At 44.7% G+C, this 22,010-nt stretch carries 20 protein-coding genes, 3 tRNA genes and 2 rRNA genes (1 of these 25 running past the window's edge); 3 read left to right on the top strand and 22 right to left on the bottom strand.

Going from position 1 to position 22,010, the window contains the following annotated elements:
- Positions 1-298 precede the first annotated feature (298 nt).
- The 3 genes from gndA to zwf form a co-directional block, all read right to left on the bottom strand.
- Complete coding sequence (gndA, locus tag F4V51_RS17910) at positions 299-1,717, bottom strand: NADP-dependent phosphogluconate dehydrogenase (RefSeq protein ID WP_153979094.1); 1,419 nt, start codon at positions 1,715-1,717, stop codon at positions 299-301.
- A 71-nt stretch (positions 1,718-1,788) separates the two neighbouring features.
- The gene (gene fsa / locus F4V51_RS17915; RefSeq protein WP_153979095.1) at positions 1,789-2,454 is read right to left on the bottom strand and encodes a fructose-6-phosphate aldolase; all 666 of its coding nucleotides are present in this window, start codon (positions 2,452-2,454) and stop codon (positions 1,789-1,791) included.
- A gap of 32 nt (positions 2,455-2,486) precedes the next feature.
- Entirely contained in the window at positions 2,487-4,010 is a 1,524-nt protein-coding gene (gene zwf / locus F4V51_RS17920; protein WP_153979096.1) for a glucose-6-phosphate dehydrogenase, read from the bottom strand.
- 112 nt (positions 4,011-4,122) lie between these two features.
- Here zwf and F4V51_RS17925 point away from each other — a divergent pair, with 112 nt between their 5' ends.
- The gene (locus F4V51_RS17925) at positions 4,123-5,007 is read left to right on the top strand and encodes a LysR family transcriptional regulator (RefSeq protein ID WP_095286386.1); all 885 of its coding nucleotides are present in this window, start codon (positions 4,123-4,125) and stop codon (positions 5,005-5,007) included.
- A 133-nt stretch (positions 5,008-5,140) separates the two neighbouring features.
- On the opposite strand, the gene F4V51_RS17930 is transcribed toward F4V51_RS17925, so the two are convergent.
- Together F4V51_RS17930 and F4V51_RS17935 are read right to left on the bottom strand one after the other, a co-directional pair.
- A complete protein-coding gene (locus F4V51_RS17930) occupies positions 5,141-5,821 on the bottom strand; it encodes a hypothetical protein (RefSeq protein WP_153979097.1) in 681 nt (226 codons plus the stop codon).
- Between the two features lie 152 nt (positions 5,822-5,973).
- Positions 5,974-6,546, bottom strand: a complete 573-nt coding sequence (locus F4V51_RS17935; RefSeq protein ID WP_153979098.1) for a cupin domain-containing protein — start codon at positions 6,544-6,546, stop codon at positions 5,974-5,976.
- A 181-nt stretch (positions 6,547-6,727) separates the two neighbouring features.
- Between F4V51_RS17935 and F4V51_RS17940 the strand changes: the two genes are divergently transcribed.
- Positions 6,728-7,453 carry a hypothetical protein gene (locus tag F4V51_RS17940; protein ID WP_153979099.1) on the top strand — a complete coding sequence of 242 codons (726 nt, stop codon included), beginning with the start codon at positions 6,728-6,730 and terminating at the stop codon, positions 7,451-7,453.
- Positions 7,454-7,625: 172 nt separating this feature from the next.
- Here F4V51_RS17940 and F4V51_RS17945 read toward each other — a convergent pair whose 3' ends face one another.
- The 5 genes from F4V51_RS17945 to F4V51_RS17965 form a co-directional block, all read right to left on the bottom strand.
- Positions 7,626-8,108 carry a hypothetical protein gene (locus F4V51_RS17945; RefSeq protein ID WP_153979100.1) on the bottom strand — a complete coding sequence of 161 codons (483 nt, stop codon included), beginning with the start codon at positions 8,106-8,108 and terminating at the stop codon, positions 7,626-7,628.
- A gap of 93 nt (positions 8,109-8,201) precedes the next feature.
- On the bottom strand, positions 8,202-8,606 hold the full coding sequence (locus F4V51_RS17950; RefSeq protein WP_153979101.1) for a hypothetical protein: 405 nt from the start codon (positions 8,604-8,606) through the stop codon (positions 8,202-8,204).
- 19 nt (positions 8,607-8,625) lie between these two features.
- The gene (locus tag F4V51_RS17955; protein ID WP_153979102.1) at positions 8,626-9,369 is read right to left on the bottom strand and encodes a hypothetical protein; all 744 of its coding nucleotides are present in this window, start codon (positions 9,367-9,369) and stop codon (positions 8,626-8,628) included.
- Positions 9,369-10,673, bottom strand: coding sequence for an SPFH domain-containing protein (locus F4V51_RS17960; RefSeq protein ID WP_153979103.1), 1,305 nt, complete (start codon positions 10,671-10,673; stop codon positions 9,369-9,371). The genes F4V51_RS17955 and F4V51_RS17960 overlap by 1 nt, the downstream gene beginning before the upstream one ends.
- Before the next feature lie 301 nt (positions 10,674-10,974).
- Positions 10,975-12,042, bottom strand: coding sequence for an ankyrin repeat domain-containing protein (locus F4V51_RS17965; protein ID WP_416226481.1), 1,068 nt, complete (start codon positions 12,040-12,042; stop codon positions 10,975-10,977).
- Positions 12,043-12,228: 186 nt separating this feature from the next.
- Between F4V51_RS17965 and F4V51_RS17970 the strand changes: the two genes are divergently transcribed.
- Positions 12,229-13,251 (top strand): serine hydrolase domain-containing protein, encoded by a 1,023-nt coding sequence (locus F4V51_RS17970; RefSeq protein ID WP_153979104.1) that lies wholly within the window; start codon positions 12,229-12,231, stop codon positions 13,249-13,251.
- 94 nt (positions 13,252-13,345) lie between these two features.
- Here the strand turns inward: F4V51_RS17970 and F4V51_RS17975 are convergent, their stop codons facing one another.
- From F4V51_RS17975 to F4V51_RS18030, 12 genes are all read right to left on the bottom strand, one after another.
- Positions 13,346-14,377, bottom strand: coding sequence for a serine hydrolase domain-containing protein (locus tag F4V51_RS17975; protein WP_236146586.1), 1,032 nt, complete (start codon positions 14,375-14,377; stop codon positions 13,346-13,348).
- 46 nt (positions 14,378-14,423) lie between these two features.
- The gene (locus tag F4V51_RS17980) at positions 14,424-14,669 is read right to left on the bottom strand and encodes a CPCC family cysteine-rich protein (RefSeq protein ID WP_323131819.1); all 246 of its coding nucleotides are present in this window, start codon (positions 14,667-14,669) and stop codon (positions 14,424-14,426) included.
- 214 nt (positions 14,670-14,883) lie between these two features.
- Entirely contained in the window at positions 14,884-15,366 is a 483-nt protein-coding gene (locus F4V51_RS17985) for a hypothetical protein (protein ID WP_153979105.1), read from the bottom strand.
- Positions 15,367-15,758: 392 nt separating this feature from the next.
- Positions 15,759-16,442 (bottom strand): DUF1361 domain-containing protein, encoded by a 684-nt coding sequence (locus tag F4V51_RS17990; RefSeq protein ID WP_153979106.1) that lies wholly within the window; start codon positions 16,440-16,442, stop codon positions 15,759-15,761.
- Between the two features lie 259 nt (positions 16,443-16,701).
- Positions 16,702-17,631, bottom strand: a complete 930-nt coding sequence (locus F4V51_RS17995) for a sigma-70 family RNA polymerase sigma factor (RefSeq protein ID WP_153979107.1) — start codon at positions 17,629-17,631, stop codon at positions 16,702-16,704.
- 35 nt (positions 17,632-17,666) lie between these two features.
- Positions 17,667-18,113, bottom strand: coding sequence for a carboxymuconolactone decarboxylase family protein (locus F4V51_RS18000; protein ID WP_153979108.1), 447 nt, complete (start codon positions 18,111-18,113; stop codon positions 17,667-17,669).
- A gap of 90 nt (positions 18,114-18,203) precedes the next feature.
- Complete coding sequence (locus F4V51_RS18005) at positions 18,204-19,010, bottom strand: cupin domain-containing protein (RefSeq protein WP_153979109.1); 807 nt, start codon at positions 19,008-19,010, stop codon at positions 18,204-18,206.
- Positions 19,011-19,233: 223 nt separating this feature from the next.
- Positions 19,234-19,314 (bottom strand) — tRNA-Leu (locus F4V51_RS18010).
- A gap of 11 nt (positions 19,315-19,325) precedes the next feature.
- Positions 19,326-19,401 (bottom strand) — tRNA-Thr (locus tag F4V51_RS18015).
- A gap of 6 nt (positions 19,402-19,407) precedes the next feature.
- Positions 19,408-19,484 (bottom strand) — tRNA-Met (locus F4V51_RS18020).
- A 36-nt stretch (positions 19,485-19,520) separates the two neighbouring features.
- Positions 19,521-19,637: ribosomal RNA gene (gene rrf / locus F4V51_RS18025) — 5S ribosomal RNA — on the bottom strand.
- Positions 19,638-19,781: 144 nt separating this feature from the next.
- A 23S ribosomal RNA gene (locus tag F4V51_RS18030) occupies positions 19,782-22,010 on the bottom strand (it continues 697 nt past the right edge of the window).

The raw sequence follows: 22,010 nt of genomic DNA on the forward strand, positions 1-22,010 counted from the left end.
AACCTCCACGTCAGTAAGTTGATTGCTGAATTTACAGCTAACAAACGATAGCTAGTAGTCTGTCTGAACCAGTATAACGCAGTATGCAGGGTCGAGGCATCACCTTCACCAGCATAGATACGTACATTTTATTACAATTTGGGGATACTTAAATTCCAACCACTTGCACTCAATAATATGGAGTAGTATGGTACTTAGTTAAAATAAAAAAACATGCCTGCATTCGCCTAGAATATAACACTTCTAAGCGATGCAAGCATGCTTGCTTGTTCTATTCAGTACATTGAATCAGCAGATCTTACTCGTTTGTATCCATCCATTGGAAGTGGAATGAACCTTCTTTGTCCACACGTTTGAAGGTGTGAGCACCGAAGTAATCACGCTGCGCTTGCAGCAGGTTTGCAGGCAAACGTTCTGTACGGTAGCTGTCGTAGTAGGACAGTGCGCTGGAGAAACCAGGTACCGGAATACCTTGTTTTACAGCAGCTGCTACCACTTCACGCCACGCATCCTGATAGGATTCAACGATGTTTTGGAAATATGGGTCCAGAAGCAGGTTTTTGAGTTCTGCATCCTTGTCATATGCTTCTTTGATGTTTTGCAGGAACTGTGAACGGATAATGCAGCCGCCGCGGAAGATCATGGCGATGTTACCGTATTTCAGATCCCAGCCATACTCGTCGGAAGCCGCACGCATTTGGGCAAAACCTTGTGCATAGGATACGATTTTACTTGCGAACAATGCTTTGCGTACACTCTCGATGAACGCTTTTTTATCGCCGGAGAACGCTTCGGCTTTCGGTCCGTTCAGGATTTTGCTCGCAGCTACACGCTCATCCTTCATTGCGGACAGGAAACGGGAGAATACGGATTCCGTAATCATGGACAACGGTACACCCAGATCCAGCGCGCTTTGGCTTGTCCACTTACCTGTTCCTTTTTGTCCGGCCGCATCCAGAATAACGTCAACCATTGGTTTGCCGGTTTCCGGATCGTATTTGGAGAAGATATCCGCCGTAATCTCAATCAGATAGCTGTCCAGTTCGCCTTGGTTCCACTCTGTGAAGATTTCGTGCAGCTCCTCAACGGAAACATTCAGAACGGATTTGAGCAAGTGGTAGGCTTCACCAATCAGCTGCATATCTCCGTATTCAATACCGTTGTGCACCATTTTCACGTAGTGTCCGGCACCGTCTGGTCCGATGTACGTGCTGCAGGCATCATCGCCAACTTTGGCAGAGATCGCTGTCAGAATCGGTTCAACCAGTTCGTATGCACTTTCTTGACCACCTGGCATGATTGCTGGGCCTTTCAGTGCGCCTTCTTCGCCGCCGGATACACCAGCGCCAATGAAACGGAATCCTTTCTCTTCCAGCTCTTTGCTGCGACGCTGCGTGTCAGGGAAGTAGGCGTTACCTCCATCAATAATGATATCGCCCTCATCCAGATGAGGCAGCAATTGTTCAATCGTCGCGTCAGTCGCTTTACCGGCTTGAACCATGATCAGAATTTTGCGCGGGGATTCCAGGGATGCCACGAACTCTTCAATGGAGAACGCGCCAGTCAGGTTTTTTCCCTCAGCTTCTTTCAGAAGATCATTCGTTTTCTCCGGGGAACGGTTGAACACCGATACGGAAAATCCCTTACTTTCAATATTCAGGGCCAAGTTTTTGCCCATTACTGCAAGTCCAATAACACCAATCTGTTGTTTACTCATTATGTCCTCCCCATGCTCTTTGTTTTATAGGAAACGTAAGTCTGATTAAATTCGCTAATCAGAAGTTTCGCTTATTGAACTGTTTTTTTCCAGTCCGCTGCGAATTTATCCATGCCTTGATCCGTCAGTGGGTGTTTGGAAATTTGTTCAATTACAGAGAATGGAACCGTAGCAATATGTGCTCCAGCCATCGCTACACGTGTAACGTGGTCTGGGTGTCTTACAGAAGCTGCGATAATTTGAGCATCCAGGTTATGTGTACGGAACAATTCAGCTACTTTGGAAACCAATTGAACACCATCTTCCGAAATATCATCCAGACGTCCGAGGAATGGAGATACATAAGTTGCACCTGCACGTGCTGCAAGGAGTGCCTGATTGACAGTGAAGATCAACGTTACGTTCGTTTTAACACCTTTTTTGGTCAGGTAACGGCAAGCTTCCAGTCCTGCAAGGGTCATTGGCAGCTTGATGGTAATGTTTTTGTCGTTATTGTTGATTTTGATCAGTTCATTGGCTTGAGCGATCATTTCTTCAGCTGTAAGGGCATCTGGTGTTACTTCTGCAGATACGGATTCAACTTCAGGTACTTCACGCAAGATTTCCTCAATGCGATCTTCGAATTTAATGCCTTCTTTGGCTACCAATGATGGGTTCGTTGTTACACCGGACAGGACGCCGATTTTGTATGCTTTTTTGATGTCTTCCAAGTTTGCTGTATCGATGAAAAATTTCATGTTAAAACCCTCCAGTTAATTTGTTTTTTGAATTACAAGTTTGAATTTACAGCGAGTGGTGCAGCTAGTGCATCTTCCTCGAATTGTTCCGACGGCTCATCGAACCACCAGTGATGACCTTCGGCAGCAAGCATCTCGTCTGATTCCACAGGACCATAGCTGCCTGCAGGATAGAGATGAAGCGGCAGCAGATTTTCCTCAAATGCCTCCAAGATTGGTTGAACCCAAGCCCAGGACAATTCAACTTCATCCCAATGAGCGAAGAACGTTGGATCCCCTTGAAGGGCGTCACGGATCAGGTTCTCATATGCTTCGGCCAGATCTTCCCGATCAGGTGCCAAATCAATATGAACCGGCTTGAATTCCCCTTTGTTCTGAGGGTCGCTCGCATTGAGCTGAAGTGTCATGCTTTGGTCAGGACTCATTTCAATAACAAGCAGGTTCGGCTTGGAGCCATTGCTCTTCGCTGCATGTGATTGACCAGACGGTTCCTTGAATTCGATGACGATACGTGTTGATTTCTCTTTCATTCGTTTACCTGTGCGGATGTAGAACGGAACTCCACGCCAGAAGAAATCATCAATCTGCAATTTCGCAGCAATAAAGGTATCGTTCATTGTATTTTCGGCAACGCCCGGCTCGGCAGCATACGCACTTACCGCTTTGCCTTGGATGAATCCTTCAGCATATTGTCCACGAATCACGCTTGCACCCACATTTTGTTTCTGAAGCGGCTCGATCGATTCCATAATATGCTTTTTCTTCTGCCCAACCTTTTCGGTCGTGCTGTTGTATGGAAGCTGGATGGCCATCATCATGAGCAATTGCAGCATGTGATTCTGGAACATATCCCGCACGGCTCCTACATGATCATAGTAAGAAGCACGTTCCTCCACGCCAACAGTCTCGTTGGCCGTGATTTGCACGTTGGAGATGTAACGGTTGTTCCACAATGCTTTCATGATCGGATTGCTCTGATGCAAGGTTTCCAAACGCTGTACCATCGGTTTGCCTAGATAATGGTCAATCCGATAGATCTCTTCTTCCGTGAACGCCTCACTCAGTTTGCGATTAAGATCACGGGCCGATTGCAGATCATGACCGAACGGTTTCTCAATTACGAGTCTCTTCCAGCCTGCAGTGGATCCAAGTCCGCTGCTTTGGATATTTTCGGCGATCGGTTCGAAGAATTCTGGGCCGACAGACAGATAGAACAGGCGATTGGACGGAATGTCCAGCTCTTCTTCTCTCTGTTCAACCAATTTTAACAGCTGTATATAATCTTCCTTATGGCTAATATTCAATACATTGTATCGAAAAGCCTGCACGAATGACTTCACACGTTCTGGATCCGGCTCGCGTCTAGAGAATTCATTCAGTGACTTTTCAACTTGTGCCTGAAAAAATTCATCAGACCATTCTCTGCGGCCCAGGCCAATCAGTGAGAAGGTTTCAGGAAGTTTCTGCTCTATATATAAATTGTATAAGGCAGGATATATTTTTCTTTTGGCTAAATCGCCAGTAGCACCAAATAAAATAATGCTCGTTGGTTCCATTTCACCGTTCTCCTTCCAAGTAACTCTGGTTTCTTTTCTGTAGTTACACTATAATACGTTTTATAGCCATACAAGTAATTAATATATTTCACAGGAGCTATAGACAATATCTATGACAACAAATTATGAGTTATATAAAGTCTTTTACTGGGCTGCCAAAACCGGAAGTTTGACTCAAGCCGCCAAGGCACTCTATATCACTCAACCCAGTGTCAGCCATGCCATCAAGCAGCTCGAGGAGAGTTTCGGCCTTACGTTGTTTTATCGAAATTCCAAAGGGGTGGCATTGACTCAGGAAGGCGTTAGCCTATATTCCTATATTGAACAATCCCAGATATTGATTTCTCTAGCAGAAGAGAAAATGGCTGCATTGAAAAGTCTGGACAGTGGAGAGCTCCGAATCGGCGGCAGTGACTCCTTGTTCAAACATTACATGCTCGCCTACCTGGAAGAATTCCATACCCTCTATCCCAACATTAAGCTGCATCTAAGTCATGGGACAACGCCTGAAGTCATTACGTTTCTGAAAGAGGGCAAAATTGATCTCGGTGTTGTACGGATGCCGATTGTTGATCCACAGCTGGAGGTCCGCGAAAGCATACAGCTCAAGGATTGCTTCGTCGCTGGCGAACGTTATGCCCAGTTGAAGGACAAAGTGATGACACTGGATATGCTGCTTGAGCACCAGCTTATTCTCTTCTCGCGGAACAGCCGGGTTCGGATGGCCATTACGGAATTGTTTAATAGCTACGGTTACACACTGAAGCCTGAAATTGAGGTCGGAAGCGTGGATCTGCTCATTGAATTTGCACGGCGGGGATTGGGTATTTCCTATGTAACCCGTGAATTTATTTCCAAGGAGCTGGAAGAAGGTTCACTGTTTGAAATTCAACTCGATGTCCCTCTTCCCCCTTCACATGTCGGGATTATGACCAAACGGAACATGCCTATTTCTCTGGCTGCCAACCGATTTATGGATCTCATTTTTAAAAGTTAAATAACTCCTTAACACAAACAAGTGCTTCTACCCCTGATTAGGAAAAGAAGCACTTGTTTTGTTCTAGATAGCAATTATTACTTTAGTTTTTTATTGTAGTACTCTTGTGAAACTTTACGCTCCAGAAAACACATTATGTTCCGTACATTTGCTCCAGCTCCTGCAGACAGCTCCTAATTCGCTGTGGAATTATCTCAAATAACTCGTCCCATAGGATGAACTTCTCCGGTACAAGTATATACTCCTCAAACTGCATTGTCGGCACAAAAGCTTTCGTCTGGAGATATTTCCTTACTCGTGCATCAATGACTTCATTGGTCTCATAATCATTTTGGAACAAGTCGTTAACCAATAGGCCGTCACATCCGGCTTGAATACCTGCGGCGGAATACAAATCGGGAAGCAGCTCAAACACGACAGGAAGCGGGGAGAACGCGTGCTTACCTGGCTGTGAATAGAGGCAGACGTGACGATCAATCATATTCACCCGACCCTTCAGCATTCCGCGCAGCACTTTACCATGAAAACTGGCTTCACAATCCACTACTTCTCCATCATGCCCCACATAGACCCATACATGTTCCATTTCATACAGGTGCCCTATCTCATAATCCCACCATATCGCATACTCAATCACAAATTGCACCGCCTCAACCGGGAAAAGGATCTCCCGCCTAAACGAAGGTGAAGGGCCCGGTTTCTCGAGCAGTGAAATACCAACCAGGTCCGGATAAAACGGTTCGTTCTGATCAAACATCAAAATAGGCGCATAACTCATCGCTTTTTCCAGCAATACTGTATCCATTGTCGTCATCCATGTTCCCCTCCGTTAACCCTATGTATGATTACATGCTAAATCTATATTAACCAAGAATTCTGCATGTGTATATTTGTGCAAAACAAAAGCCCGCAACCAGACACGTATACTGGCCACAGGCTTTGCCATAATCTGCAATGAAACTAAAGTCATCCTTTGGTTTTGGATGCTGGGCTCACTTGGTCCGAAATGGACTCCACACAACCAATTGGCGGTCCCAGGATCGCATCACTTTGTATGGACGCAACCGCTTGGGCATAGGCTTCTTCGTCAATGCAGTAGGCTCTTTGCGCCACTTCGGGAGGTGTTGCAGCCAGAAAGTCTGCTCCCAGCACAATATCAGGCGTCGGCTGATCAAAGATGGTGAGCAAGTGAACATCGTCTGTATCTGCCACAAACCAGTGAAACCATCCTTTGGGGAAGATGGAGACCTGACCGGGTTTCAAATGATAATTAATTCGCCTGCGGGCAAAGGGATCAAACACGGAAGTAGTAATCTCTCCACTAATCAGAACAATCATTTCCGTCGTATTGGTATGCCAGTGAGGCTGAACAATAATTCCCTTGCTCATGTGTACGTTGAAAAAGCCATTCTGAATGGCGGGCAGTTGTTCCCCGAATAACTGCGTAACATAATTTCGCGGATCTCGCTGATAGTTCAGTACAGCAGTGGAATCACCCGCGAGCTGAATATTCGGGATTTGCAAAATCGGATTGATCATGCTAATTTTTCCTCCTTATGGGCGAACATCTCATTGTTGTAATGTATGCCCGGAGCACTGAGATCATGCTGTTAAAAGGGGGCTGTGTATATCTTCACTCCTTGGTCTGTCTGTATTTTCTTGTGAGTCATGGCGTATATGCGGGTAAGAACATATAAGGACGGAAAGGTGGGATTATCATTTGAAGTGGAATACAATCACATATCTCGCACTCGGGATTATCGTCACTTTAGCTCTGGCAGCCTATAGTTCAGCTCCTGATGAGCGTTCGGAGTTTCAAACCCCAGATAACATGCAGAAGCAACAGGAAATCCAGATGGACAGCAATCCAGTGACGGAAATGGAAGCATTATCACAAGGAGCCCGAACTAACAAGAAGTCCAGTGAACCACAGGAGGGTCAGTCACTGTCCGTTACCGAAGCATCCACAAGCATTATTAAAGCTCTTCAAGAAAAAGACATGGTGACTGTAGCATCATGGGCTTCAGAGGATGGAGTCCGCTTCTCCCCTTTTGCCACCAACATTGACCCAGTCAATGATCTGGTGTTCTCACCAGATGAGATTAGCAACCTACTGAGAGATCCGACCAGATATGTATGGCGAACCGTACCTGATCATGATGATGACAAAATCAAAATGACCTATGCCGATTATCATCTTAAATATGTGTATAATAAGGACTTTATTCATGATGGCGAAAACGCCGTGAATGTTCTTCTTGGCCAAGATGCTCATCCTGGCAATTTACACGAGATATATCCTGAGGCCAATCATGATTTCGTTGAATTCCATGTTAAAGGCACAGACGCCGAGGGAAGAGATTGGCATACACTTCGTCTGGTATTTGAAAAGATCGGGCAGGACCATATCCTCGTCGGAATGGTCCATGATCAAGGGATACCCTGATAAGACTCTGCTTTTCTTGCACACTTGTAAACCAGACTGCAATATAAATAACGCCCCCGACCTGAATGAAAATGAGGTCTGAGGCGTTTTTGAATGCCTTTAATATTCTATTTTAGGTTTTCGCACACAAACATTATCCTAGAGAATTGAATTACACTTCAGTCAAACCAGATCAAGATGCCCGCAGCGTTGTTCCACAATACTCACAATCTGTTGATTGTTTAGGATAGACTTTCGCTTTCGCCCCGCATCCAGGACAATTCACCGATACTGGCCGTTGAGGTTCTTCATCTTTTTCTCTATTATCTGCTTCTCCAGCAATTCCTATATCAGACAAATCCATATTGCTGAAATTATAGGTGTTGTGGCTTGTGTAGCTGTTGTTACTCGTGTAGCTAACCGTGCTACTGCTGTAACTTGAATAAACGTTCCTTTGGACATCTTCACTGTCTAGATTACTTCGATAGTCACCACCGTAAAATTTACGCTGAGGCTTTGACTTTTTCTTTCTAACCAGTTTAATACCTACAAACAGTATGATGAATGTGAAGATTATTGGACCAAAAATCATTTCTGTAGGGACATTCGCTGAAGATGTAATGAAAGGCATCATTATGGCAAACAGGATAAAGCACACGCCAAAAAATTTTCTCAAAAGGAAATCCTCCTACACAGCCAGGACGATTAAGTCATAATCCCAGCTATTATCGTGACTTGAACTAAATCATACCGTTATCGAATTTCAGGTTCAGGATATTCGAACTGTCGTTCCACAATATTCACATTCTGTCGACATATTCGGATATACTTTTGCTTTGGCTCCACATCCGGGGCAATTAACTGAAACAGCCTCTTGGGGTTTCTCAAACTCATCATCATGTTGTTCATACTCTTCATACTCTTCATCATATTCTTCCTCGTAATACTCTTCATGATTGGAATGGTGATGGTAAGGATCAGCCCCATAAGCATGAGGGTGAAATTTCGGTTTACTACACATTCTAATCCCCGTTACAAGCACGATAACACCAGGTACAAAGAATATAATGGTACTAATGATTGCAACATCCGTGCCTTCTGATACTAAAAACAGCGAGAAAAGAATAGTTAGCGATGAGATCAATATTAAGATGATCCCGAAAAATTTTTTCACAGCTTTTCCTCCTAAAAACTCATGATTTGCTAGCGATTAATTGTCGATTCCGCTCAGTTAACCGGTGTTTTAATAGTGATAATTGCCCAGCAAGCCGCTCGCTATTAATCCCTTCACCGGAAGCATATTGATTGGCAAGCTCACTATTCATTAATTCAATATCCAGCAAAATTTGGTGATCGTTATATGTAAGTGAATCTGGGGTAATGGGATCACTGTATCTTACTAGCTCAATGAGAGATTTGACATCTCTCCTATGCACATCCTCGGATGATGATAGAGAATTTCCCAGCGTATGATGTAATTGTTGAAGAGCTTTTTCGATTAGCTGCAGGGTTACCATATTCGTTTGCACACCTGCTTCGAGACGTTGCGTATTTCGAATATAAATCATAATAATACCGCACAGAACCAATGCCAGTCCCAATGTTACGATATGTACTAACGTGAATAAGCGAAGTGAAAGATGAGCTATGCTTGTGAATAGAGAGTAAAAGACTACACAAAGGAGGTAAAGGACTGCAACTACACCCAATGCTGTATAACCAGGCACAAACCGTTTAACCTGCTCCAAATTCCTCAAGATATAACGTACATAAATCCAGATAGCGGTAATCGCGACGTAGGAAGCGACCAGATTGATCCAAAATGCAACAGACCCAACTGCATCATTAAATATCGTAAATGAAACGACAGAGGTTACCACGATACAGATCAGATAGATCGCATTTAAAATCAGGAAATTACTTTGTTTCGTAGTCACTAGACCTGTCCCCCCTCTTGCAGATTGTGTCCGCAATCCAGACAGAACTTCTGACCCGGTTTCACTTCATGCTGACATTGACTGCATTTTAATGCCAGATTGGTGCCACAGTTGCCGCAAAATTTGGTGTTTCCAGAATTCATGTGGCTACATTTGGGACAAGGACTTGGCATGGGCTGATGACACTGAATACATTCTACAGCGTTCTCCGAATTATCTGCTCCGCACGAAGGGCATGCATGATATTTGTCACCGCAATTAGGACAGAATTTGGTCCCCTTTTGTAATGAATGTCCACAATTATTGCAATCCGTTGATGCTGCTTCCTTTTTTAAAGACTTACCGCATTTACTGCAAAAAGAGGCTTGTTCCTGATTCGGATGGTGGCAGTGCTCGCACATATGCATGGTTGGCGTTTCAGTAGTGGACATAACCCGTGACATTTGGGACATTTCATTACTGAAGGAACCTCCGAGACCTACACCCATCCCCATACCAAGCCCTGCACCCATAATGTCGGACTGCATGCTTCCTTCATTTTTGGCTGCCCCTTCAAGCGTATCGAAAGAGCGTTCCTGCTGATAGGTGTATCCGATAATATCCATCTCGGCTTTACGTGCCAGTGCTTCCCTCAACCGGATGACCGAAGGGTCCTCTTCAGGCAGATTGATATTGTGTATATACAGATTAATTAATTCGATGCCGAACTCATCAAATGTGGAAGCTATTGTATCTGCAAAATGCCGGGATATTTCTGCGATATAGGCGTTGATTTCCAATACACTAACTTTTCTATGTACTAAATAGGAAGACAACATGGAGTTAATATTCATAATGATCAACCCGCGGAAATAATTGACCAGATTGATTTGGTTAAATTCAGGCAATGTTCCTACCAATTTGACCAGAAACTTGCGTGAATCAGCAATTTTGATCCCCATCTGTCCAAAAGTCCTTACAGGAACGATAATGTTATATTTGGGGTCTTGAATCTGAATCGGATTCGCTGTTCCCCATTTGACATCCAGAGCGCTTACTTGGTTTACATACCATACTTCTGCTGCAAAAGGTGACTTCCCACCGAACGGTAGGTTAACAATCCGGTTCAAAATCGGAATATTCGCGGTACTCAACGTATGGCGTCCCGGACCGAATAAATCTAAAGCCCTTCCATCCTTAAAAAGTATGGCTTGTTGTGATTGATTCACAATCAGTTGAGTCCACGTTCCCAGTTCATTCTCTGGATGCTTCCAGGCAAACACATCGGGTGAGCCATCATACTTAATTACATCAATAATTGCCATGTTCAATTCCTCACTTCAGTATATGATTACTACAAAAGCTCAATCAGCTATACTTCTAAAATCTCACTTATTAAACAAACTAGTTAAACGACTATATATTATTCTACGGAATTCTTGTTTAAGCATTGCTATTTTACCATTTCTAACCTCCTTCCGCATCAAAATAGTTCATTTTTCCTGTGTTATTTTTCCTAAAAAATGATTTTTGCTCCAGGCAAAAAAACGCCTTTTGGCATTTAGAATGCAAAAGACGCTTAAAAGTGATTTCGTATTAACTTTATGAAAAGTATACTCATGTCTTCTAGTTTAAAATCGCTTCGATAAATGGTAGAGGTTCCTTCAAAAATGCATCAAACGTTCCGAGGTTCCCATATTCCTGATGTTCTATATCAACGAAACCAATATTCTTTTTACTGGGATTCCAGACCAGATGAATATGGGAGTATTGATCTACATCCGCGGATAAACGAAGCAATTTCTGTCTGCCCATCTTCATCTCCACAGTGTCTAACAGACTAAAGAACTCTATATATTTAATCCCTGATTCGTTATCAGGCAATTCCAATCTCCACGATCCTTCGTTAAGAAAATGAACGAGTTCCTTCGGCAGCTTGTAAGGCTTCAACGCATGCAACTTGTTACTTAGGTCATGGAATTCCTTCGGTTCGCGAGCCTTTAAGTAATCGGCCATCTCGTCATTTTTTTGACTAACCGCAATCGTGTATGCCCGTTCTCCATCCTTTTCCTGAATGGTCACATCTGCCCCCTGTTCCACGAGAAATTGAACCATCTTCATATTGTTGTTACGAGCAGCGACAGTAAGCGGGGTTGCTCTATAAGGGTACACCATATCCGGTTCGTTATAGTTAATGTCTACCCCTTCATCCAGCAAGTACTGTATTGTTCTCATATCATGGTCAGACACTGCTGTGCGCAATGTTTTCCCAGCATATTTTCGAATATCCAGTCCAAGCTCGTTCAGCACAGCTATATTTTTTTTGTTGCCGTAATAGGCTTCATCGTACGCACTCGATTTCACCTTGCTTAAACCAGTCAACTTCGCACCCTTCTGATGCAGGTACCGGATAACCTCTTCCCCGCCATATCTGGCTGCAGTAAGAATAGATGGCTTACCTTTCATATTGAGATTGACGCCGTTCTCTACGAATAGCTCTACGATCTTCTTTTGATTGGTGATCAGAGCAAGCTCGAGCGGTGTCAAAGCTATGTATTTGCTGAGGGCAATAGGTTCTTCCAAGTCCACACCCCCTCTAATCCTTTCTTCTACGGCAGCAGTGTCTCCCTTATAGATCGCCATGGCGAAATCAGGCAGCGTTTTAAACGTTCCTTGACTTCCAATTTTGAACAAAGGTGTACCCTCCCAGTTAGTTTAAATTGAATATGAAAACTACTTTTAATCATCTACTCTATTATACCTTCGATCTATATTTTTTGCCTAAACGGATCTCATCTCCTTTACCCCATTTGAGCTCTGCACTTTCCTATGCTAATATTATGAACACCTATTTTATAAACAACCTCAGAAAGGAACATTATGAATCCTTCATCCGTACAATCTATTTTTCAACAACAGATTCCGTCATTGGATCTGCGAAGCTGTCTCGTCAGCATGCAAGGGGAGAACATATACAAGCATTATCGCAATCAAGAGGCAGCAAGTCAGATCGCCAAAGTCAATTCTTGCACCAAAAGCGTGCTGTCTGCACTTATCTGTATCGCTATGGATCACGGTTGGCTGCCAGATGCTTCTACGCCATTGTCCACCTTTTTTCCGGCGCTGGTTTCAGATCCTGACCCCCGTAAATCGCAAATTACCCTGGAACAGCTGCTAACCATGACAGCAGGTTTCAACTGGGATGAGTTTGGCGGACAGAATTCGTTTCCACGTATGACACGCACCGAGCATTGGGTGAACTTTGCATTGGAACAACGTCTCAGTCATACACCCGGAACCCATATGGAATACAATTCGGGGGTCTCCCAAATTCTTGCGGCCATCCTTATGCAACATACTGGAATGAGTGTAGCTGGATTCGCAGAACGTTATTTATTTGGTCCTTTAGGGATTACCGAGTACCATTGGGAGTGTGATCCTCAGGGTGTGCATACAGGAGGCTTCGGGTTAAAAATGATGCCCGATGATTTGCTGAAATTCGGTCAGCTCTTCTTGCAGGAAGGCATGTGGCATGGTGAGCGTTTGATTTCAAGTGAACTGGTTAACCGTTCTACAGAAGCATTCATTACCGTGACACCACCGAACCGTGGGAGCTACGGCTGGCACTGGTGGGTCGATACTTGCAAGAGTGATGAATCATCTGAATTTAGTGAAGAACGTACGCCAACGCCTTCGTCAGAGTCCACATCCATTAACAGCGCTGACCGAAACAAAACTGTACTCGACTATTATTACGCCCGCGGATTTGGCGGTCAGTTTGTATACATTGTTCCTCAGCTGGAGCTAGTTACGGTCCTGACGAACGACAAGCGAAAAAAGGAAAAGCCTCCTTTGGATGTTTTCCCTAGATTGATCGCTCCACAGTTAATTGGCCAATTGTAGGCCGCATCTATCAGTTTATATAAATCCTTTATAACCCCAACCATGACCAGATATTTTCTGATGGTTGGGGTTGCTCGCGTACATTTTTACCTCGTTACACCTCAAAAAGTGTCTCTTCAATCGCACGCGTTATCGGATACGGACCTGACTCCCTATTGGAGAGAACGACCAGTTGCGCCGCATGTTCAGGATATACCGAAGACATAAACGACACGCCAGGATCAAATCCCATGACATGTATTTTGAATATCCCTTCATTTTTCAGATCAACCCAGACACCACGTCCATAGTAAGTCTCTTCTTCTTCATGAACATGAGGTGTGATCAGTTGTTGTGTTGTCGATTCATTCAGTAATTGATAAGTTAACAGTCCATCCCAGAAATGAATCATATCAGGTGCTGTTGTATATGCCCCACCATCGGCTCCACCCTTGATAGGGATCGAGAATATGTTGGTGTTCCAGGTTCCATCCTCATGGTCGATATATCCGATTGCTGTGTTTCGAGGAAGCTGATCGGTCAAAAAGTAACCGGAATTCGTCATTCCGCACCGTTTAAAAATGTGTTCCTCTACATATTCCGTGAAGGGTTGTCCCGATTGTTCTTCCACAATTAAGCCTAACACGACAAATCCCGCATTATTATAGTGAAAACGTTCACCCGGAGCTGACTTCATAGGCAGATGCTGGAACATTGGCAAAAAGTCGCTCCCATTCCGCATGGAATAGACAGGCCGTTCTTTCCACAATTCAGCGAAATTCTCCATGACCTCTTCATCAAAGTAATCCGGTATGCCTGAGGTGTGCGTTAGCAAATGATGAATGGTAATCTCCTTGTTCCACTGAGGAAAATCAATAGTAGTTAATGCATCCACTAGCTTTGTGTCATATGACAGCCTGCCCTGTTCAATCAGTTGACATATGCTCACTGCCGTAAATATTTTGCACCCTGAAGCAATTCCGAATCGGGTATCGATCTGGTTGAGAAGCTCATCGCTGCGATTCGCGTATCCACGGCTCAGATTTAAAAGTGTCTGTCCGTTTTGTTTTAACAGAACTACACCTGAAAAATCATTAGAATTCATTACTTCTTCCACTTTATGTGCTGCATCCGTCATACTCGCCATTTATAATTCACCTACTGTATTGATTTTTTCAAGAAACATATCTTTCTTAATCAGCCTTGTTATAAATCTCATATCGGTTAGCAGTTACAAATTCAGCTCCCTTTTCAGAGCAAGCTCCATACTTTTCGTAATTACTCCTGCCTTCTGACAAAGTCATATGGTTGGGTCCACTATAACGGCTTGGCTCATTGTTACCATCGTCCTCCCAGAAGCAAACTGGGCAAATATCATATTCTCCTCGTTGTTCCAAGGTTTCGTAATGACAACAGGGACAGGGTAATAAAGTAATAATTTCTCTACGTAGCCTTCAACCTCAATATGGCTTCCTACGATCTTTGAGACGAGTTTAGATAAATATTCTTTAGGAATTCCGTAGAAACTGCCTTCTGTAACCTTCAATAACAATTCATTGTAACGGTTGTCCATTACATCATGTGTTGGTACATCTGAACTTAAGAGTTCCTCCTGCAGCTCTATCACCCCTAAATGTAGCTATTCTCTATCCTTTAAGATTCCTCTATAAGCCCCTTTACTTTTGATTCAAATACATCCCACTTTAGATCAAACCCCTTTTCAAAGCTCCACCCGTTTGAACGGAGTTTCTCGCCTAAATCAATGAAACTAGCACGCTGCTCCTCGTTTAAGCTCACATCAAAAAGTTCTTCACTATACTTGAACTTATCCAAGTACTCGAGCAATTCCCAGAACGTATCATCTTTCTTATTGTCTTCCTCCATTCCATGATTTAAGAGAATTGAATCAAGGGCATCATCAAGTTTCTCTGTAACAAGGGTTTCATTCTGCCAATTATGATCGATTTGGTACTGAATCGCCTCTTCAAGTTGAGCTAGATCTCTGTAAATGGAAGAATTCAATAATTCATTTTTAATTTCTTGCTTCCTGCCTGCACGTTCATGATTTTGAAAAAACGCTAAATTCCCGAGCAGTGAGAATATTAAAATTACTTTAAACCAGTCTGATTTTTTCATGCTCTCCTCTTTTATCAAAGACTATAGTCAACCTAATGTTGCTTAATTGCATAGTACTTTTTATGGGTTCTTAGTAAGGGTATATTCCTACTAGCAAAATTCTTGAATTTTAGTATAGCTATGCTCCCCTGTCTGTAACTTTAATGAATGCTTACCTACTAAAGCACTAATTCCCCATACGTGGTGCTGACATTCCAGATCGTATAGCTTTATTTAGAAACAACATCATTTATTAAACGCTTCTTCTTATGGTTTGGTTTGTTATTAACACTAAAATATCCAGCTCTCTGGTTGAATGTTCCCGATAAAATAAAAAAGCCGCTCTATAAGCGACATTAATCGGAATATGTTTTTATCTCTCGACATCTGAAGAAAGCCAAGATAGTTAATCATCACTTTTTATATGTAGACTTTGCATTAACGAGATAATACAGCGTCACGTAGATGGTAAGAATAAATACGCCAAAAAACAGGCAAAATGCAAGTGATGGACGACTGATACTTTCTATCATTAAGTTAAACAGTGTATCACGGTTAGTTAGTGCATCCCAGCTGTTGAGTCGGTAGACCCTGCCGAGCAAGACACCGTAACTTCCCAACGCACAACCCGCCAATACAAAGACCCATGATGCCACATTTCCCAATTTTCGATGTATGACCTCCTGAAGCTGATACATGGACAAAAAACCGAGCAGCAGACCTGTCCAGACAAACATCAACAAGACAATCAGATCGTACCAGTACTTGTAATCCAGACCATTGCCAACATAATAACGGGAGCTTCGCGCCGTCAAATGAACAAGATCCGTTACGATATAAGACGCATTCGGGAAAAACAACAACCATAAGAGCCCACTTGCCACCGCAAGCCATGGAGCAGCTCTCCACTTCGATACACTGAAGCCATATGATATGTAAGAGAAAACAAAAGGAATCCAAGCCAAGAAGAGATTCCAGATGAGAAATCGGTAATAACGTTGGTCCAGCCAATCAGCAGCTGCAAAGTACAGTCCTACTGTCACCACAGTAACTAAGCTTAGGAAAATAAAAACTTTAAAATAATTCAGCTGTCTCAATAGTGCCTACCTCACTTATTTTCGGAAATTGCGAATGATCACTTCCATCCTCATCCTAAAAATTGGATTAATCACCACATTAGGATCATACCACGTAATCCGTGAGAAACAAATTTAACCGAGTGTTCGGTACTGCTTGAGGTCCGTTGAAAAATATTATGCCAATAGTGGAATCCATACTTGCATAGCAAAAAAGCGGCTGTTCCGTTAATAGCAGCAAGCCGCTTTTATTTGTTCACTTCTTCTTCTCCGTTGCCGTTCAATGACCTCCTGCTGCAATGGTCTTCAATTTATCTGGGTTCACAACCAGATAAACGGCCTCAATTCGTTGACCGGACAGGTCGGACTGAAGGCATATGACTTCGCTTATCTCACCATTGTTCATGAGTGCAACCTGCACTTCTCCATTAATGATGGTTGGCACCCACTCCCGCTCCCTTAATCGGGTCAGCACACGCCGTGAAGTCAGAAGAGCTAGGACCCCCTTGTGAACCTTCATCGTTCTCATCACCGTATGTACACGCCCACCACCATCAGCAGTGAATACAGGTTGTTCAGAGAGCAGATCAAGCATGGCTGTTACATCATAAGCAAGGAAGGCAGTGGTGAAACGTGCAAGCAATTTTTCTCTGTTAGCATCATCTGTGGTGGTTTGAACCTTATCCGGAAGTTGATTGGGCAGGTTACGTCTGGCCCGACTGAAAATTTGACGGCAATTGCTCTCCGTTTTGCCAAGCCAATCGGCAATCTCACGGTACTCATACTGAAAGGCTTCACGAAGTACAAATACAGCCCGCTCCACGGGCGTCAAACGTTCCAGCAGTACCATATAAGCATAAGAGATCATTTCTTTCTGCTCATAGGTTTGCTCAGGCAGATCCACTGCCTCGCCTATTGGCTCCGGAAGCCACTCACCAACATAGTGTTCTCTTTGATTGCGAGCAGAATTCAGCAGATTCAGGCTCCGATTTACTACAAGTTTGGCAATGTAGGATTTGGGATGACGGATCACCTCGTCAGATCTACTTTGCAGCCCTGCAAAGCAGTCCTGTACGACATCCTCAGCCTCCACAACACTCCCAAGCATTCGATAAGCAATGGAGAACGCATATGCTTTATAACGGATATACAGTTCACCAACTTCCAGAGAAGACTCTTCCGGTTCAGTGGTGAGTTTATCAGGATTCATATGAAGGCCTCCTCTGGCAGCGGTATTTGAAATGTTTAATTAAAGCAGCCTGGATACATGCCTGTCGTGATTGCAATTCGGTTCCAGTTGTTAATGGTATTAATCGCCATAACCAGATCTACCAGTTCTTCTTCACTAAAGTGTTCCCGGACCTTATTGTATAATTCCAGTGGAACCCCTTGTTCAGAAATTCGGGTCACAGCTTCAGACAGTTCAAGCATAACACGTTCTTTTTCCGTAAATAAAGGAGCTTCGCGCCAAACGCTAAGCAGCAGGATATGATCTGAGTAATCACCAAGCTTCATCAGATCTTTGGCATGCATATCAAGACAGAAGGCACAGCCATTGATTTGTGAAACTCTGATTTTTAACAATTCATATAATACTTTATCCTCAAATTGACCCGATATAAACTGCTCCATTGCCATTAATGCCTTGAAAGCCCCTGTATTCGCTGCTCTGTAATTCATTCTCAAACTCATCTCATTCGCCTCCGTATTGTAGTGTACATACTGAAGACAAATGAACAGATGAATCTGTGACATTCATTTCAAAAAAATTAAGAAAGATAATTAGTATCTCCAACCATTACCAATAATAGGACGCTGTACAGTGTACGGCATATATTCGGACTCTGCTGGTACATAAGCAGCATTTGGATTATGCCCATACGTTGGATTCATTGGATCGGGGTAAATATATTCCGGACTTGGCGCGTATTGCATCTGTACATAAGGCTGAACGTTTGGTTGAACGTTTGGTTGAACGTTTGGTTGGATGTTTGGTTGGATGTTCGGCTGGCTGTTCGGTTTAGACATGTTATCGGCAGCTGGTGATACTTGAGTTGCACAATCAGCAGGCGGTCCAATGAATACTGTCTTTTGAATAGGAGCTAACGTCTCTTTAACCTTGTTCTCATCCAGACAATACGTATGGGCCAGCACACTTGCAGGCGTCAGACGCAGAATGTCTGAACCAAATATCGCTTCTGGGACCGGAGCATCGAAAATAGCCAGCAGGTGAGTCTGATCAACCGTCGCAACTTCATAATGCCACCAGCCTTGGGGAACATTCGCTACTTGGCCAGGACTAATTGGGAAGTTTAATAACTCGTTGGTAAAAGGGTTAATGAGGGATACGACAGCGGAACCACTAATACAATAGACCAGTTCTGTTGCATTTTGATGTATGTGAGGTTCAACGACATTGCCAGTACTCAAATAAATATCCAGCAGGGATGCATTTCCCAATGTATTTAGCTGTTTGATCGATAGGGAATTGATGTAGTTATTTTCATCCTTTTTGAACAATTGATTCTGGTTCACATCATACGTGAACTGTGTGGTTGGTAACGTATAATCCATATAAGAAGTCGCCAAAATTTAACGCCTGCCCTTCGCTCATGGTTTAGGTAAAAACCTATACGCCAGCTTATGCCCTGGGCATTTATGCGTGAGCCCAATTTTGCAGAAGCCGATTCCGGGGCAAATAAAAACATGAAAAAACCCTTGAGCCATTTCAAGGGTTCTGATTATACACAGAAAGGACCGAGAGTGAAGGTAATTAACCTTATACTCTAGATCCTTTCTGTCCATACTGAGATGCGCGTGGAGGGACTTGAACCCCCACGTCAAAGACGCTAGATCCTAAGTCTAGTGCGTCTGCCAATTCCGCCACACGCGCATGTCGTACTATGGTGCCGGCGAGAGGACTTGAACCCCCAACCTACTGATTACAAGTCAGTTGCTCTACCAGTTGAGCTACACCGGCGTTTTATGGTAGCGGCAGAGGGGATCGAACCCCCGACCTCACGGGTATGAACCGTACGCTCTAGCCAGCTGAGCTACGCCGCCACATTATGTAGTTTAAAAAACACCCAAAAGGGTTTCGCTTGGCAGCGTCCTACTCTCCCAGGACCCTTCGGTCCAAGTACCATCGGCGCTAGAGGGCTTAACGGTCGTGTTCGGGATGGGTACGTGTGGAACCCCTCCGCTATCGCCACCAAACATGATTTTTGCGCTGTGATATCTTCGGTGAATCATCACCAGCAAAATATCAATCCTCAGAAAGGACATGCAGCTTAAATCTTACAAGGATTTGCTCCCTGAAAACTAGATCCGAAACGAAAACTTGCGACTAAAACCTGCAATTTGGATAAGCCCTCGACCGATTAGTACTGGTCAGCTCCATGCATTACTGCACTTCCACCCCCAGCCTATCTACCTCGTCGTCTTCAAGGGGTCTTACATACTGGGAAATCTCATCTTGAGGGGGGCTTCACGCTTAGATGCTTTCAGCGCTTATCCCGTCCGTACATAGCTACCCAGCGGTGCTCCTGGCGGAACAACTGGTACACCAGCGGTACGTCCATCCCGGTCCTCTCGTACTAAGGACAGCTCCTCTCAAATTTCCTACGCCCACGACAGATAGGGACCGAACTGTCTCACGACGTTCTGAACCCAGCTCGCGTACCGCTTTAATGGGCGAACAGCCCAACCCTTGGGACCTACTTCAGCCCCAGGATGCGATGAGCCGACATCGAGGTGCCAAACCTCCCCGTCGATGTGGACTCTTGGGGGAGATAAGCCTGTTATCCCCAGGGTAGCTTTTATCCGTTGAGCGATGGCCCTTCCATGCGGTACCACCGGATCACTAAGCCCGACTTTCGTCCCTGCTCGACTTGTAGGTCTCGCAGTCAAGCTCCCTTATGCCTTTGCACTCTTCGAATGATTTCCAACCATTCTGAGGGAACCTTTGGGCGCCTCCGTTACTCTTTAGGAGGCGACCGCCCCAGTCAAACTGCCCACCTGACACTGTCCCCGTACCCGCTAAGGGCACCAGGTTAGAACCTAGATACGATCAGGGTGGTATCCCAACGGTGCCTCCACACAAGCTGGCGCTCATGCTTCAAAGGCTCCCACCTATCCTGTACAGATCGTACCCAAATTCAATATCAAGCTGCAGTAAAGCTCCATGGGGTCTTTCCGTCTTGTCGCGGGTAACCTGCATCTTCACAGGTATTAAAATTTCACCGGATCTCTCGTTGAGACAGCGCCCAAGTCGTTACGCCATTCGTGCGGGTCAGAATTTACCTGACAAGGAATTTCGCTACCTTAGGACCGTTATAGTTACGGCCGCCGTTTACTGGGGCTTCGGTTCACAGCTTCGGATTACTCCTAACCGCTCCCCTTAACCTTCCAGCACCGGGCAGGCGTCAGCCCGTATACTTCGCCTTACGGCTTCGCACAGACCTGTGTTTTTGCTAAACAGTCGCTTGGGCCTTTTCACTGCGGCCCCCTCGTGCTATTCACACTACCGGGGCACCCCTTCTCCCGAAGTTACGGGGTCATTTTGCCGAGTTCCTTAACGAGAGTTCTTCCGCGCGCCTTAGAATTCTCTTCTCGCCTACCTGTGTCGGTTTGCGGTACGGGCACCTTCATCTGGCTAGAGGCTTTTCTTGGCAGTGTGAGATCATGACCTTCGCTACTGTAATTTTCACTCCCCATCACAGCTCAGCCTTACGATGTACGGATTTGCCTACACATCAGCCTTACTGCTTGGACAGACATCCATCAGTCTGCGTCACTACCCTACTGCGTCCCCCCATCGCTCGTAACGATTTACGGTGGTACAGGAATTTCGACCTGTTGTCCTTCGACTACGCCTTTCGGCCTCGCCTTAGGTCCCGACTTACCCTGAGCGGACGAGCCTTCCTCAGGAACCCTTAGGCTTTCGGCGGATCAGATTCTCACTGATCTTTTCGTTACTCATACCGGCATTCTCACTTGTATAATGTCCAGCGCTCCTTACGGTACACCTTCAACCCTTATACAACGCTCCCCTACCCCTGATGCAAGCATCAAGCCATAGCTTCGGTGGTGTGTTTAGCCCCGTTACATTTTCGGCGCAGAGTCACTCGACCAGTGAGCTATTACGCACTCTTTCAATGGTGGCTGCTTCTAAGCCAACATCCTGGTTGTCTGTGCAACTCCACATCCTTTCCCACTTAACACACACTTGGGGACCTTAGCTGATGGTCTGGGCTGTTTCCCTTTTGACAATGGATCTTAGCACTCACTGTCTGACTCCCGGAAGTAAGTCTATGGCATTCGGAGTTTGACTGAGCTTGGTAACCCTTGCGGGCCCCGCACCCAATCAGTGCTCTACCTCCACGACTCTGTTTTCCGAGGCTAGCCCTAAAGCTATTTCGGGGAGAACCAGCTATCTCCGAGTTCGATTGGAATTTCTCCGCTACCCCCACCTCATCCCCGCACTTTTCAACGTGCGTGGGTTCGGGCCTCCAGTGCGTGTTACCGCACCTTCACCCTGGACAGGGGTAGATCACCCGGTTTCGGGTCTACGTCCACGTACTAGGAGCG

This window comes from Paenibacillus xylanilyticus (genome assembly GCF_009664365.1).
Lineage (GTDB): Bacteria > Bacillota > Bacilli > Paenibacillales > Paenibacillaceae > Paenibacillus > Paenibacillus xylanilyticus_A.